Raw genomic sequence first — 13541 nt, 5'->3', positions numbered from 1 at the left:
ACCCTAACGAGGACCATTTTATGCGTAGATTGCTCAGTCTGCTGACAGCGTTTGCTTTTGTTGGCCTTACCGCCGCCTATGCCGGCGAGGTCAAGCCTTTCAGCGATAGTAAGGAAATCGACCTCCTGACCATTTTGCCCCCGCCTCCCACCAATGATTCGGCACAGACCAAGGCAGAAATCGGGGAAGTTCTTACCTTGCAAGTGACGCGGACACCGGAAATGGTTGCCCGCGCCCAGGCCGATGCCGAGGAAAATGTCTGGCGTTTCGCCGACGTTCTGGGTCCGGATTTCAACAAGGACAAATTGCCGAAGCTTGCTGCCTTTTTCGACCGGGTTGTTGAAACCGAAGGCGCTGTCGTTGATCCGGCAAAGGATGTTTTCAAGCGTCCACGTCCGCATCAGCTGAGCGAACTCGTGAAGCCTGCCGTCAAGCCGTCCAATTCCGGTGCATGGCCCTCCGGTCACACGACCGTTGGCACGCTGATGGGCATTGTTCTGTCCAACATGGTTCCGGAAAAGAAGGCGGAAATCATGGCCCGCGCCTGGGAATACGGCAACAACCGCATCGTTGGCGGCATTCACTACCGTTCCGACGTGGAAATGGGCCGCATTTCCGGCAGCGTCATTGCCGCGACAATCATGAAGCATGATGACTTCAAGGCCGAATACGAGCCTGCGAAGGCTGAACTGCGCGCTGCCTTGGGTCTCGGCGGCGCCTGATAGCATCTGCGCCGGCCATTTCCCCGACAATGCCCGCCATGCGTGTTCTTCGCGCATGGCGGGTTTAACCGTCTACGACTTTGGTCGTACGTGCGAGCCTGACCTTCGCCCGATGCAGGAACGACGGAACAGGGTTACTTTCCGGCCCAACGCTTCACGAAAGCGTGATAACTGGAAGAGACAGCTATGTTCAGACCAAACCATACGTGGCTCGCACCGCAGGTTGAACCCGATGTTCCTGGCCACGCATCAACGACGGCCGCATGATCATGCGTTATCAGATACAGCTGCTTTCCGTTGAATATTTCGCCCTGTCGCTTCTGCTTGGCCTCGTGCTGATACCCCTTCTCTCGTCTGATTTCTGGAACGCCTTGCGCGATAAAGTGATGATCCTGTTGAATTTTGCAGGCGGATGGAGAAAGGGGACAGCCGCGCGACAGGATGAATCCGCCAGTCAGACGGAATCGGCGTCAATGCGCACCCATCCGTCCTATCGATTGCCTGAGGGTCAACGCACAACGCTGAAGCCGCGTTACAAGAGCAAGGGTGGCATTCGCTCCGCCGAGTGGTATGGAACAAGGAACCGGCCAGTGAGACGTCGGCTTAAATAACCGGCGAGGAATGAAAACGTGAGTTTTTTGCATGCTCTTCGTTTGCGTGGTCTGTTCGTCAAACTGGTGCTGATGTTCATGATCGTCGGCTTCGGCGCGCTTTTCCTTGTCAGTATCCTGATGAGCCAGTTTTCCTCCGGCCGCTACGAGAGTAGCATCCGGGGCTTCTTCAATGGCCTTGATCAACAGCAACTGACCGCTCTTGCGTCGGGCACAGATCCGCGCGACAAGGAAGCCTGCACCGTTCTGGCCAGCAAGATATTCTGGAATGTGGTTCGATCCGGCGTCACGCGGGTATCCGATTTCGGCATCATGTTTTCGTTTTTTCACAGCGGCCGAATGCAGGTCCGGATCATTGATGATAACGGCATGGTGTGTGCCACCCAGCCGGACGCGACGCCCCTGCTCGGCAAGGCGCTGAGCGCGGCGGTGCATGGCGAACAGCCGAATTTCATTCAAAGGGACAATGACGACTGGGCCATGGTCAAGCGGGTAGCACTGCCGCTGGCCAACAACACCCAGGCATTGATCGGGCTTCATTACTGGTCGCAATGGGAGCTTTACGACGAAGTGCTCGATGCCACCGTTTATGACTATATCCGCACATTCATCCTGATCAATTCGATGGGCGCCAGCGTTGCGGCGTTGTTCGTCTGGCGGCTGTTCCGGCGAATCAAGCGGGCGACAAACGCCGCGGACCAATGGGCCGCAGGCGATCTGCGGGCCCGCATCAAGGACGGCTCAAGGGATGAATTCGGGCGGCTGATGCAACGCTTCAACAGCATGGCGGATGCAATATCCAAGAGCTTCGATACGCAGAAGGCGCTGGCCATATCGGTGGAGCGCAACCGCATCGCGCGCGACCTGCATGACACCGCCAAACAGCGCAGTTTTGTGCTTGGTCTGAAGCTCACCGAACTGGAATATGAGGCGCAGGGGCACGCGCCGCTGCTGCCGACGGTGGAATCGGCCAGGCGTCTGGCCGATCATTTGCAGCAGGACCTGGAGAACGTCGTTTCCGGCTTCAACCTGCCCGCGATTGCCGATTACGGCCTGTATGAAACACTGCTGCGCAGTGTCCGCGATCTGCTGGCGGGATCAGGCGTGCAATGGTCAATCAATTGGCCTGAAGGCGCCCGCTCCGCTTTTGACGGCGTCCCGGAAATAGCCCAGGAATTGCTCATGATCACCCACGAAGCCGTGGCAAACGCCCTGCGCCATGCGCAGTGCCGCACCATTCGCATCGACTGCAAGCCCGGCGCCCGCTGGCACTGGAGCATTACCGATGACGGCCAGGGTTTCGATATCGGCAAGGCTCCCTTTGGCATGGGATTGTCGAATATGCGCTGGCGTGCGAACACATTGCCCGGCGGCATTATAACAATCCAATCGGAAGCAACCGGCACATCCGTCGATGTGTCGTTCAAACTACCCGTGGCGGGGCAATCATGAGCACAACAATAGTCATTGCCGATGATCATGCCGTGGTACGCGAAGGCATTCGCGGGCTGCTGCGCATCGATCCCGGTTTCACCGTCCTTGCGGAGGCCGAAAACGGTGAGACCGCCATATCGATGGTGCGCGAACACCGCCCCGACGTTCTCCTGCTGGATCTGATGATGCCGGGAATGGGCGATGCAGCGGAAGCCATGATCGGCCTCATCCGCAAGGCAAGCCCCGAAACCCACATCATGATTTTGACATCCAGTGACGACGACCGGCTGGCTTTCAAGGCCATCGAGGCCGGTGCCCATTCCTTCCTGCTGAAATCCATGCGCGGCGAACATTTGATGAATGCAATTCATGCGGCCAGCAAGGGGACGCCGACACTGCACCCCCTCGTGGCGCAGCGCCTGCTGAACTCCATCCGCAACCCGCAGCCGCGCCAGTTCGAGGATCTCACGGCCCGCGAGCTTGAAGTTCTGCGCTGCCTGGCGGAAGGCGGCAGCAATGCAAGAATCGCCGCCCAGCTCAACATCACCGAAAAGACAGTGAAAGCCCATCTGGGAAGCATCATGTCAAAATTGGACCTGACCGACCGCACCCAGGCCGTCGCCCTCGCCTGGCGCGGCGGCCTGATGAAGCAATAACGCGAACGGAAACCCTGCTCAGGCGGCGCCGGACGTCCGGTCCGGATTGCGCCGCAAGGTGTTCATTTCCGCTCTTTCCCGCGCCATGTTGCTGACTGCCGCCCGCAGGGTTGGATGCCGCGACATGAAGACGTTGAAATCACGGCGATCAAGCACAAGAAACTCGCAGAAATCGATGGCGACGACATCCGCCGTGCGGCGTCCGCCGCTCAGCAGCGCCATTTCCCCGAAGAATGCTCCGGGCTCCAGCCGCACCGGTTCGCTGTCGAGTTGGACCTCCACCACGCCTGACGCAATGAAATACATTCCATCGCCGCGATCGCCGATCCGGATGATCCGTTCGCCGGGCGATGCGGATTTGGGTTTGAACAGCAACAGGAGTTCCTCCTGCGCGTGCTCATCCACTTGCGCAAACAACGGGAAAGTGTCGATCAACTGCTGCATCTTGAGCTGGTGCTGCCGGTTGCGCTCCTCATTGATCGCCCGGATATCGCCGAGTTCACGCGCCAGCGCTTCCTCCCGCCGTTTGCCGTAGCCGGCAAAAAACACCGGCCACCGGCGATGGATGCTGTTCTCCACCCCCTCGGCGGCCAGAAACACCAACGGATTGATGGTGATGGAGAGGATTGCCCCGGCCAGGATGATATCCTGGCCCTCCCTTGGCAGCAGGCCGAGCGTTACACCGAGACCGGCGAGAATGAACGAGAACTCGCCGATTTGCGCCAAGCTGGCCGCCACCGTCAGGCCCATGCCCACGGGGAAACGCAGCAAAAGCACGATGCAGAAGGCAATCAGCGACTTGCCGAAAATAATCAGCGCGAGCGCACCCAGCACGGCCATGGGTTCGCGCAGCAGGATGGACGGGTCGAACAGCATGCCCACGGAAATGAAGAACAGCACCGAGAATGCATTCTGCAGCGGCAGCGAATCCGCCGCGGCCCTGTGACTGAGATTCGACTCACTCATCACGACGCCGGCAAAGAATGCTCCCAGCGCAAAGGACACGCCAAAGATCTCCGTCGCTCCGAACGCGATACCGAGGGCAATGGCAAGAACCGAGAGGGTGAACAACTCCTGCGATCCCGTCCGCGCCACCAGGGTCAGCAGCCACGGCACAACCTTCGGGCCCAGGAAGATTGCCATGACGGCGAAGGCCCCGACCTTGAGCAGGGTGATCGCAATGGTCAGCACCAGCGGCATTCCGCCCGCAGCGGCTTGTCCGGCCGCACCGCCGGCATGCGCACCCAGAATTTCTGCGAGGGCCGGCAGGAGCACCAGCGCCAGCACCATCGCCAGATCTTCCACGATGAGCCAGCCGACGGCGACGCGCCCGTTGGCGGAGTTGACGAGATTGCGCTCTTCCAGCGCCTTCAGGAGCACGACCGTGCTGGCGACCGAAAGGCTCAGGCCCAAGACCAGCCCGGCACCGATCCCCCATCCCCACAGCGAGGCCAGGCCGACACCAAGCACGGTCGCCAGCACGATCTGTGCAACCGCACCGGGCACGGCAATACCGCGGACAGCCAGCAATTCGGAGGCGGAGAAATGCAGGCCGACACCGAACATCAGAAGGATGACACCCATCTCGGCAAGCTGCGATGCAAGCGCAGCGTCGGCGATGAAGCCCGGGGTAATGGGCCCCATCAAAATTCCGGCGACGAGATAACCGACCAGCGGCGGCAGGCGCAGACGATCCGCGAGATAGCCGCACACGGCCGCAAAAACAAAACTGACCGCCACAGTGGCAATTAAGGAAACTTCGTGATGCACGTCCGCCCTTCGGTTTTTATGAATTCCCGCTCCGTCCAGGCACGGTTGGCCCGGCTTCAACCCATACAAGCTAGATTGCTCCGAACATAGCCCAATTTCGCACTGGACAAACCAAAGATCAGCGGTTCGGGCAAGCTGGAATCGTCTGGCAACATCCGCATGGTGTCTGGCCGGGCCGCGGCGAAAGGATGCCTACCGGATCGACCGGAGCGCACAGCCCTGCGCGCCCTTCGGCTTCAGCAGGTCTTCAAGACCAATGCGCCGGAACATCTCGGCGCGGACGCGGTCCGCAACGCCGTTGATGATCTCGGCGCCATCCTGCGACGGATCGATATGCGTGCGGAACGGGCGGGTTCCAAACGGCATGCCAATCACATCGACAATCGCCGTGGCGACGGCACCGGCATCCGCGTCGGCCGGCTCCAGCGCAGCGAGGCCTGTCAGGGCCTGTTCCGAAACACCGGCATAGGGCCCTTCATTGTACTCGGCCGCCTGTTCCCTGTCGGCGGGCGAACCGGAATGGGCAAAGTGATTGGTGCCCTTGGTGAAGGCGCCGGGAACGATGATCGCCGTTTCAATGCCCCAGCGGCTGAGTTCCGCTGCATAGGATACGGCGAGCGAATCCATTGCCGCCTTGGCAGCGAAATAGGGCGACAGGTATGGCGGCGTGCCGCCGCGGGTGCTGGAGGAGGAAACCCAGACAACCAACCCCTTTTCCTGCCTGCGCAGATGGGGGAGTGCCGCGCGGTTGACCCGCTGCGTCGACAGCACGTTGATGTCATAGAGTTCGGCGAACTGCTCCGGTGTAAATGCCTCGGCGGGACCGAAAGACATATGACCGGCATTATGTATGACCACGTCGAGACGGCCCGCCTCAGCAATGATTTTGGCTATACCGGCTTCCACGGATACGTCCGAAGCAACGTCCAGTTCCACCGAACGCAGATCAACGCCACGTTCAGCGGCGAAGGCGGCTGCCTCGGCGACCTGCGGCGCGTTGCGCCCCTCTGTCGCCCGCATTCCTGCGTAAACCGTATGGCCTGCCTTTGCCAGGGCACGGGCCGTGAGAGCACCAAAACCGCTGGACGCGCCGGTGACGACGATAATTTGCTTGTTCATGATCATGGTCCTTCTTGTTTCGTGATGGTTGTCTGGAGGAGATACAGGTCAGGCGACGCCGCCATTGGCGCGCAGGATCTGGCCATTGATCCAGCCGGCATCGGGGCCGGCAAGGAAGGCAACGACGCTGGCGATATCGTCCGGCTGGCCCAACCGTTCGAGCGGCGGCATCTTGGCAAACTGCGCGACAAGCTCGTCGCTCTTGCCATTCAGGAACAGGTCGGTGGCGATCGGTCCGGGAGCCACGGCATTGACGGTGATGTTGCGGCCGCGCAATTCCTTGGCAAAGACGTGGGTGAACGCTTCGACAGCAGCCTTGGTGCCGTTGTAAACGGCGTAACCCGGCATGTTCAGCGCGAGGGTGGTGCTGGAGAAATTGATGATCCGGCCGCCATCACTCAACCGCCTGGCGGCTTCGCGCAGTGTATTGAACGTTCCCTTGACGTTGATGCTGAAATGGCGGTCAAACTCCGCATCGCTGATTTCGGCGAGCGGAAGCGTCTTGAGAATACCGGCATTGTTGACCAGCACATCGACACCGCCGAACGCAGCTTCGGCCGCATCGAACATGCGCGCAACCGCCTGCGCATCGCTGACGTCGGCCTTGGCGGTCAAAGCACTGCCGCCGCTCGCTTCGATCCGGCGAGCCAGTTCTTCAGCTGGCGCAGCTTCGCCGGAATAATTGATGACGACTGTGAAATCATCCGACGCCAGGCGCCGGGCGATGGCTGCACCGATACCGCGCGATGCGCCGGTGACGATTGCGATCTTCTTTTTGGTTTGTGTCATGGTCTTTCTCCTTCATGTCTGCGCCGCAGCGCTGTTGATGAAGGCACCATGCATCATTTATTTTTCGGGATAATCATGCGATAACTGGCATCACTATTCGAGATTTGAGAACAATGGACACATTGGATGCCATGCGGGTTTTTGCCCGCGTCGTCGAGCGCCGCAGTTTCACGCTGGCGGCGGAAGATATCGGCTTGCCGCGTTCGACCGTGACCAATGCGGTGCAGCAGCTGGAAGCGCGGCTGGGCACCGGCCTGTTGCAACGGACCACCCGGCATGTCAGCCCGACGCTGGATGGCGAGGCCTATTACCAGCGGTGTCTCGCCATTCTGGCTGATATCGAGGACGCCGAAGGTGCATTTGCCGGGGCAAAACCGAAAGGGCCGCTGCGGGTGGATGTGCACGGAACGCTGGCCCGGCACTTCCTTCTGCCCGGACTGCCGGCATTCCTGCAAACCTATCCCGGGATACAGTTTTATATGAGCGAAGGGGATCGTCTGGTTGATCTCGTGCGTGAGGGTGTCGATTGCGTGCTGCGCGTCGGCGATCTCGCCGACAGCGATATGATCGCCAGGCGCGTGGGCATGCTCGACGAGATCACGCTGGCCTCACCCGGCTACGTCGAGCGGTTCGGCATGCCGGAGCATCCGGACGAACTCGCCGGGCATCAGATGGTTGGCTTTCGTTCAACCGCGACAGGCACGATCCTGCCGCTCGAGTTCCTCGTGGAAGGCACCATTCGCACCATCACCCTGCCGGCACCCGTCTGGGTCAATGCGGCGGAAAGCTACGTCACGACCGCAAGGCTTGGGCTGGGACTGATCCAGATCCCGCGCTATCACGCCGAAGCCGACCTGGCCGCAGGCACGCTTGTCCACGTTCTGTCTGATTTCCCGCTCTCGCCGACCCCGGTTTCCCTGCTCTATCCGCGCAACCGCCAGCTTTCGCCAAGGGTGCGCGTGTTCATTGACTGGATATCACAGAGGTTTACGCACCTTCCCTGACTACCGGGTCCTGCCCCTGACCAACCTCATAAACTTCTATGGGAAGTCCATCCGGATCGGCGAAGAAGGCGAATGCGCGCTCGGTATAGGGATCAATCCGCACCGGTTCGGTTGGAACGCCCCGCGCGTGCAGCCAGGCCAGCGTGTCCTCCACGGACGCGACGGCAAAAGCCAGATGCCGCAGCCCGCAGGCTTCGGGGCGCGACGCACGTGCGGGAGAATGCGGAAAATGAAACAGTTCGATCTGGGTATCGCCGGATCTCAGGTCGCACTTCCATGACTGGCTGTCCGGGCGCCAGTTTTCAGCAATGATCCCGTAGCCGAGCTTCTCGGTATAAAACTGCTTCGAGCGGTCGTAGTCACTGCAAATGACCGCAACATGATGAAAGCGCGAGAACATTGGTTTCCTATCTGCTGTCCCGGAAAGCGATGGCAAACCGGTATGCCAGTACGGATCACCAGGTGTTGAAACGAACACCCGCCCGGATCTGATGGGTTTTGATGCCATCGTCGCGGATGGTCACATCGCCATTCTGATACAGGTCCTTGCCGCCGATATCCGCATAGCGATAGCCCAGATCCAGCTTGAGGCGCGGGGTTATATCAACCGCAATACCGGCCATGAGCGCCCATTCAAAGCGGTTTGTGCCACCGGATTTGAGCCGTGCATCAACGGGACCCTGATAGTCGTAATTGACATTGGCAAAGCCGATGCCGCCGCCCACATAGGGTGTAATTCCGTAGTAATTGCCAAGGTCGACATAGGCGTTCGCCATGGCTTCCCACAGATCCGTCGTCGTTTCATAGTAGTTGCTGTCGCGCTGACTGTAACCGACGGTTGCGTCCGCACGCAGGTAGTTATTAAACTGATAGCCCACGCCGATGAAGGGCGAGAAGCCCCGCTTCAACTCATATTCGCTCGGCGTGCTGCCGCCGGGATAATCAACATGAGCCTTGACCGTTGACGAAAAATTGTAGGCAACGTCGCCGCGCAGATACCAGCCTGATGCAGTCTCAACCGGCATATACGGCGCCCGTTCCGGAAAAGTCGCCGGACCAAGATCAGCCGCAAGAACATGACTGCCAAGCAGAGAGAAGAAGGAGGCAGCAGAAAGGAACGTTTTCGTATAACGCATTATCAATCCCCAACGTGAATAACTCTGGGGACCCCGCCCCTTATCTCTACCTTAGGATGAGCCCGTTAAGTTCCGGTTAAGCATGATCAGTAAAAGCAAAGCCCAGTGAAATGCCAATCAGAGCGGCGGCGGTTCGGTTGCAGCAGGACTTCCCGGATTGCATTGCCTGCGGCAGCGAATAAGCTTTCGCTACGACTCACCGCGACAAAGCGACGGAACGCATGAAACTGTTCTTTGACAGCCGGCAGATGGCCCATCAACCCAAGCAATACATGATCAATGGCAGGATCACCGACCCGCTTGAGAACCCGGCACGCGCCCATACCCTGATCGATGCTCTCGCCGAACTTGGATTGACGCAGGAAGAGCCGGGCGACGCCGGGCTCGATCCCATCCTTGCCGTGCATGCCGATCACTACGTCGCATTCCTGCAAACCGCCTATGACAGGTTCATGCAACTGCCCAACCACGGGCCGGAGGTTTTGCCCAATGTGAATTCCTATCAGGGCGCCGGCCGGGATTTCGGCGTGCGCGCACGTCCGCGCCCGACAGGCATTCTGGGTCAGGCGGGCTGGTACATCAACGGCCTGTCCTGCGCGATGATGGAGCACACCTACGCGGCTGCCTATGCCTCGGCCCAGACGGCCATTGCCGCCGCCGATGCGGTCCTGAATGGCGCGCGCCAGTCGTTCGCCCTTTGCCGCCCGCCCGGTCATCACGCCTATGCGGACCGCGCCGCGGGTTTCTGCTATTTCAACAATGCAGCCATTATCGCCCAGCATCTGCGCAAGCGCCATGATCGCGTTGCCATCATCGATTTCGACACCCATCACGGCGATGGCACCCAGGCCATTTTCTACACCCGTCACGACGTGTTCTTCGGCTCCACCCACACCGATCCATCCAACTACTATCCGCACTACAGCGGATATGCCGACGAGACGGGAGCAGGCGCGGGCCAGGGTGCCAATCTCAACCTGCCTCTGTCCGAAGGCAGCGGCGATGCCGCATTTATCGACGCCAACCGTCGGCTTGCCGCCGCCGTGGCCGCGCATGGATCGACGGCGCTGGTGATATCGGCGGGTTGGGACGCCCACCACGACGACCCGCTCTCACGCCTGAAGGTGACCACGGACGCCTATGCGGAAATCGGCGCTCTGTGGGGCGCTGTCAATCTGCCTGCGGTTATCGTGCAGGAGGGCGGCTATTCGCTGAGCGCCGTTGCCGAAGCGGCTCCCCGCTTCATGGCTGCTTATCGGGCATCGCGGGACAAGCCGTAAACGAAGACATTTCCGCCGTGCTGAGCGGGGACTGAAAAACGTCCGTGCCCCAGCCCCCGGATATCCATACAATTGGGCGTGACCATATAGCGTTCGGCTACCCTGTGTTGTAAACTGAACAGTTGAAAGGTTCGGGGGATTCCTGCCAATCCCGGAAGATATAGACACTACCATCCATTTTTGCCCTCCACGTCATTGCACCGAACGGTTTCAAAAGGAGGCTCTCACCGGAATACAACCTATTCGAATTGTTCAGAATTCAGCTTATTTGACAGCTTACGGTTACCCATGGAAAAAAGTTTAACGCGCTATATCTGGTCGAACACGCGGTTCCAGCAAATATGGATATTGATGGTCGTTGCGGCCTCGATGATCCCGTATTTCCTGTCGTTCGATTTGCCGAAACAGATTGTCAACGGCCCCATACAGGGCACGGGATTCGAAGTGGAAGGCGCAACGCAGACCTTCATGCGCATCCAGTATACGCTGCCCTATTTCGGCAAGGTGATGTTCTTCAAAGGGCTCCAGCTGACGCGCTTCGAAATGCTGATGGCGCTGAGCCTTGTGTTTCTGCTGCTTGTGGTGATCAACGGCCTCTTCAAGCTCTACATCAACACCTATAAGGGCCGGCTGGGCGAGCGCATGTTGCGCCGCATCCGCTTTGAATTGATCGATCGCGTTCTGCGGTTTCCCCCGAGCCAGTTCAAAAGGGTGAAATCGGCCGAAATTGCAACGATGATCAAGGATGAGGTGGAGCCGATGGGCGGTTTCACCGGCGATGCTTTCGTTCAGCCAGCCCTCCTCGGCGGACAGGCCATCACGGCGCTTGTGTTCATCATTCTGCAAAATTTCTGGCTTGGCATGATTGCCGCCGGGATTGTTGCGGTGCAGGGCGTCGTCATTCCGCGCATGCGCAAACGATTGCTGGATCTCGGGCGGCAGCGTCAGCTGACGGCACGCGAACTTTCGGGCCGCGTCGGTGAGATCGTCGATGGTATCGGCACCATTCACGGCAACGACACGTCCAATTATGAACGCGCGGATATTGCGGCGCGTCTGGGGCTGATCTTCTCCATCCGTTACGATCTTTACCAGTGGAAATTCCTGGTCAAGTTCATCAACAACTTCCTCGCACAGATCACGCCCTTCCTGTTCTATTCCATTGGCGGCGTTCTCGCGCTGCAGGGCCGGCTGGATATCGGCCAGCTGGTTGCGGTCATCAATGCCTATAAGGATTTGCCCGGACCGCTGAAGGAACTGATCGACTGGGATCAGTCGCGCCAGGACGTGCAGGTGAAATATGCGCAGGTCGTCGAGCAATTCAACGTCGATATGCTGGTCGATCCGCATATCCAGGCGGTTGTGCGCGAACCGGTGGGAAAACTGGAACATTCGCTGAATGCGGTGAACCTGACCCTGTCCGACGATAGCGGTGCGCGCCTTGTCGAGCACGTCTCGCTTGAGATCAAGCTGGGCGAGACGGTGGCCATCGTCGGTGCAAGCGGCGGCGGCGGCGAGGCGATGGCGGAAGCCTTCGGCCGCCTGATCTGGCCTGACTCCGGCCGCATCACCATTGACGGCACCGATATTCTCGAGCTGCCGGAATCGATCACCGGGCGCCGCATCGCCTATGCCGCGTCCGATGCCTATTTCTTCCACGGAACGCTGCGCGACAACCTTCTGTATGGCCTCAAGCATGCGCCCTTGACCAAGGTCGAATATGACGGGACCAAGGCCGCCAAATACAAATGGAACATCAACGAAGCGCGGCTTGCCGGCAACCCGGACCTTGATCTCAACAGTGATTGGGTTGACTACCAATCTGCTGGCGTCACGGGACCCCAGGATCTTTTCAGGGTCGTGCGGCCGGTGCTCGAAGCGGTCATGATCTCGCAGGACATTGTCGATCTGGCGCTTCGCTCGCAGGTGGACACCGCAACCCATTCCGACCTGACGAGCCGCATCGTCGAACTGCGGCAGGCACTGCGCAAAACCCTCCAGGATGAAAACCTTGACGGGCTGGTCGTCCCGTTTGAACCGAAGGTCTACAATCCGCAGGCAACCATCGGTGAAAATCTCCTCTTCGGCACGGTGAAGCGGCCGATGATGACCAATCTTCGACTTGCCGCCCATCCCTATTTCCGCGCGATCCTGCGCGAGAGCGGCCTCAATGTCGATCTGTACAAGATGGGTCTGGAAATTGCGGCGAACGCCATCGAACTGTTCGAGGACCTGCCACCGGACCATCCGTTCTTCCAGCAGCTGACCTTTATGACGGCGGACGACATTCCGGCCTACCAATTGCTGTTGCAAAAGCTGCAGGGACGCGATTTTGACGCCGCCTCGCCCGACGAACGATCGAATATCATCCGTCTGAGTTTTGCTTACATCGAGCCGCGGCACCGCTTCGGTCTGTTGACCGATGAACTCATGGCAAAAATTGTCGAGGCACGGCTTCGCTTCCACAAGAATTTGCCGGATGATCTCAAGGCCGTCATTGAACGCTACGATCCCAAGAAGTTCATTACTTCGGCTAACCTGATGGACAATGTTCTGTTCGGAAGGATCGGATACGCGCAGGCCGACGGACCGGATCGGATTCGCGTCATCCTGCGCAACCTCTTCGACGAACTCGGGCTTTATGACAGCGTCTTGTCCATCGGCCTTGATTTTGATGTCGGATCGGGCGGCAAACGCATCACCAATGTGCAAAGGCAGAAGCTGAATGTCGCCAGGGCTCTGCTCAAGCGGTCCGACTATGTGATTTTCAATCGCCCGCTGCCTGCACTTGACCAGCGTGTCCAGGATCAGATCACGCGCAATATTATGCAGGATCTGCATGAGGAAGGTCACGCGCCCGCGATTATCTGGGTGCTGGCTAATTCTTCACTGGCAAACCTGTTCGATCGTGTCCTTGTATTCGATCGCGGGGCCTTGGTCGAAGATGGAACACACGCGACTCTTTTGGAGAAAAACGGTATATTCAAAGAGCTGGTATCGTAATACTCTATGTCTGGGTA

General features: G+C 59.1%; 11 protein-coding genes. 6 read left to right on the top strand and 5 right to left on the bottom strand.

What is annotated here, in order from left to right:
• Window positions 1–20: 20 nt before the first annotated feature.
• The 3 genes from AC1Q5O_RS17460 (at window position 21) to AC1Q5O_RS17450 (ending at window position 3423) form a co-directional block, all read left to right on the top strand.
• Window positions 21–722 (top strand): acid phosphatase, encoded by a 702-nt coding sequence (locus AC1Q5O_RS17460; RefSeq protein WP_492564631.1) that lies wholly within the window; start codon window positions 21–23, stop codon window positions 720–722.
• A 629-nt stretch (window positions 723–1351) separates the two neighbouring features.
• Complete coding sequence (locus AC1Q5O_RS17455) at window positions 1352–2785, top strand: sensor histidine kinase (RefSeq protein ID WP_492564629.1); 1434 nt, start codon at window positions 1352–1354, stop codon at window positions 2783–2785.
• Entirely contained in the window at window positions 2782–3423 is a 642-nt protein-coding gene (locus AC1Q5O_RS17450; protein ID WP_492564628.1) for a response regulator, read from the top strand. Before AC1Q5O_RS17455 ends, AC1Q5O_RS17450 begins: the two co-directional genes overlap by 4 nt.
• A gap of 18 nt (window positions 3424–3441) precedes the next feature.
• Here the strand turns inward: AC1Q5O_RS17450 and AC1Q5O_RS17445 are convergent, their stop codons facing one another.
• The 3 genes from AC1Q5O_RS17445 to AC1Q5O_RS17435 all read right to left on the bottom strand — a co-directional run bounded on the left by AC1Q5O_RS17445 (window position 3442) and on the right by AC1Q5O_RS17435 (window position 7101).
• Window positions 3442–5193: a cation:proton antiporter domain-containing protein gene (locus AC1Q5O_RS17445; RefSeq protein ID WP_492564626.1), complete on the bottom strand. Its 1752-nt coding sequence runs from the start codon at window positions 5191–5193 to the stop codon at window positions 3442–3444.
• Between the two features lie 192 nt (window positions 5194–5385).
• Window positions 5386–6312 (bottom strand): SDR family oxidoreductase, encoded by a 927-nt coding sequence (locus AC1Q5O_RS17440; RefSeq protein WP_492564625.1) that lies wholly within the window; start codon window positions 6310–6312, stop codon window positions 5386–5388.
• Window positions 6313–6360: 48 nt separating this feature from the next.
• Window positions 6361–7101, bottom strand: coding sequence for an SDR family oxidoreductase (locus AC1Q5O_RS17435; protein WP_492564624.1), 741 nt, complete (start codon window positions 7099–7101; stop codon window positions 6361–6363).
• A gap of 113 nt (window positions 7102–7214) precedes the next feature.
• On the opposite strand from AC1Q5O_RS17435, the gene AC1Q5O_RS17430 reads away from it, so the two are divergent.
• Window positions 7215–8105 (top strand): LysR family transcriptional regulator, encoded by an 891-nt coding sequence (locus AC1Q5O_RS17430; RefSeq protein ID WP_492564623.1) that lies wholly within the window; start codon window positions 7215–7217, stop codon window positions 8103–8105.
• Here AC1Q5O_RS17430 and gloA2 read toward each other — a convergent pair.
• Window positions 8089–8505 carry an SMU1112c/YaeR family gloxylase I-like metalloprotein gene (gene gloA2, locus AC1Q5O_RS17425; RefSeq protein ID WP_492564622.1) on the bottom strand — a complete coding sequence of 139 codons (417 nt, stop codon included), beginning with the start codon at window positions 8503–8505 and terminating at the stop codon, window positions 8089–8091. The genes AC1Q5O_RS17430 and gloA2 overlap by 17 nt on opposite strands.
• Before the next feature lie 55 nt (window positions 8506–8560).
• On the bottom strand, window positions 8561–9241 hold the full coding sequence (locus AC1Q5O_RS17420; RefSeq protein WP_223614829.1) for an outer membrane protein: 681 nt from the start codon (window positions 9239–9241) through the stop codon (window positions 8561–8563).
• 221 nt (window positions 9242–9462) lie between these two features.
• Here AC1Q5O_RS17420 and AC1Q5O_RS17415 point away from each other — a divergent pair, with 221 nt between their 5' ends.
• Complete coding sequence (locus AC1Q5O_RS17415; protein WP_492564620.1) at window positions 9463–10521, top strand: histone deacetylase family protein; 1059 nt, start codon at window positions 9463–9465, stop codon at window positions 10519–10521.
• A gap of 288 nt (window positions 10522–10809) precedes the next feature.
• A complete protein-coding gene (locus AC1Q5O_RS17410; RefSeq protein ID WP_492564618.1) occupies window positions 10810–13524 on the top strand; it encodes an ABC transporter transmembrane domain-containing protein in 2715 nt (904 codons plus the stop codon).
• Window positions 13525–13541 lie beyond the last annotated feature (17 nt).

The sequence above is a fragment of the Phyllobacterium sp. MT110 genome, from assembly GCF_058792715.1.
Note: the sequence above shows the minus strand (reverse complement) of the source record. Positions and strands in the feature narration are given on the sequence as shown.

Bases quoted from the DNA above. Each gene is read 5' to 3' on its own strand.
- AC1Q5O_RS17460 (WP_492564631.1), top strand. From the start codon at position 21: ATGCGTAGATTGCTCAGTCTGCTGACAGCGTTTGCTTTTGTTGGCCTT.
- AC1Q5O_RS17450 (WP_492564628.1), top strand. From the start codon at position 2,782: ATGAGCACAACAATAGTCATTGCCGATGATCATGCCGTGGTACGCGAA.
- AC1Q5O_RS17440 (WP_492564625.1), bottom strand. From the start codon at position 6,312: ATGAACAAGCAAATTATCGTCGTCACCGGCGCGTCCAGCGGTTTTGGT.
- AC1Q5O_RS17435 (WP_492564624.1), bottom strand. From the start codon at position 7,101: ATGACACAAACCAAAAAGAAGATCGCAATCGTCACCGGCGCATCGCGC.
- AC1Q5O_RS17430 (WP_492564623.1), top strand. From the start codon at position 7,215: ATGGACACATTGGATGCCATGCGGGTTTTTGCCCGCGTCGTCGAGCGC.
- gloA2 (WP_492564622.1), bottom strand. From the start codon at position 8,505: ATGTTCTCGCGCTTTCATCATGTTGCGGTCATTTGCAGTGACTACGAC.
- AC1Q5O_RS17420 (WP_223614829.1), bottom strand. From the start codon at position 9,241: ATGCGTTATACGAAAACGTTCCTTTCTGCTGCCTCCTTCTTCTCTCTG.
- AC1Q5O_RS17415 (WP_492564620.1), top strand. From the start codon at position 9,463: ATGAAACTGTTCTTTGACAGCCGGCAGATGGCCCATCAACCCAAGCAA.
- AC1Q5O_RS17410 (WP_492564618.1), top strand. From the start codon at position 10,810: ATGGAAAAAAGTTTAACGCGCTATATCTGGTCGAACACGCGGTTCCAG.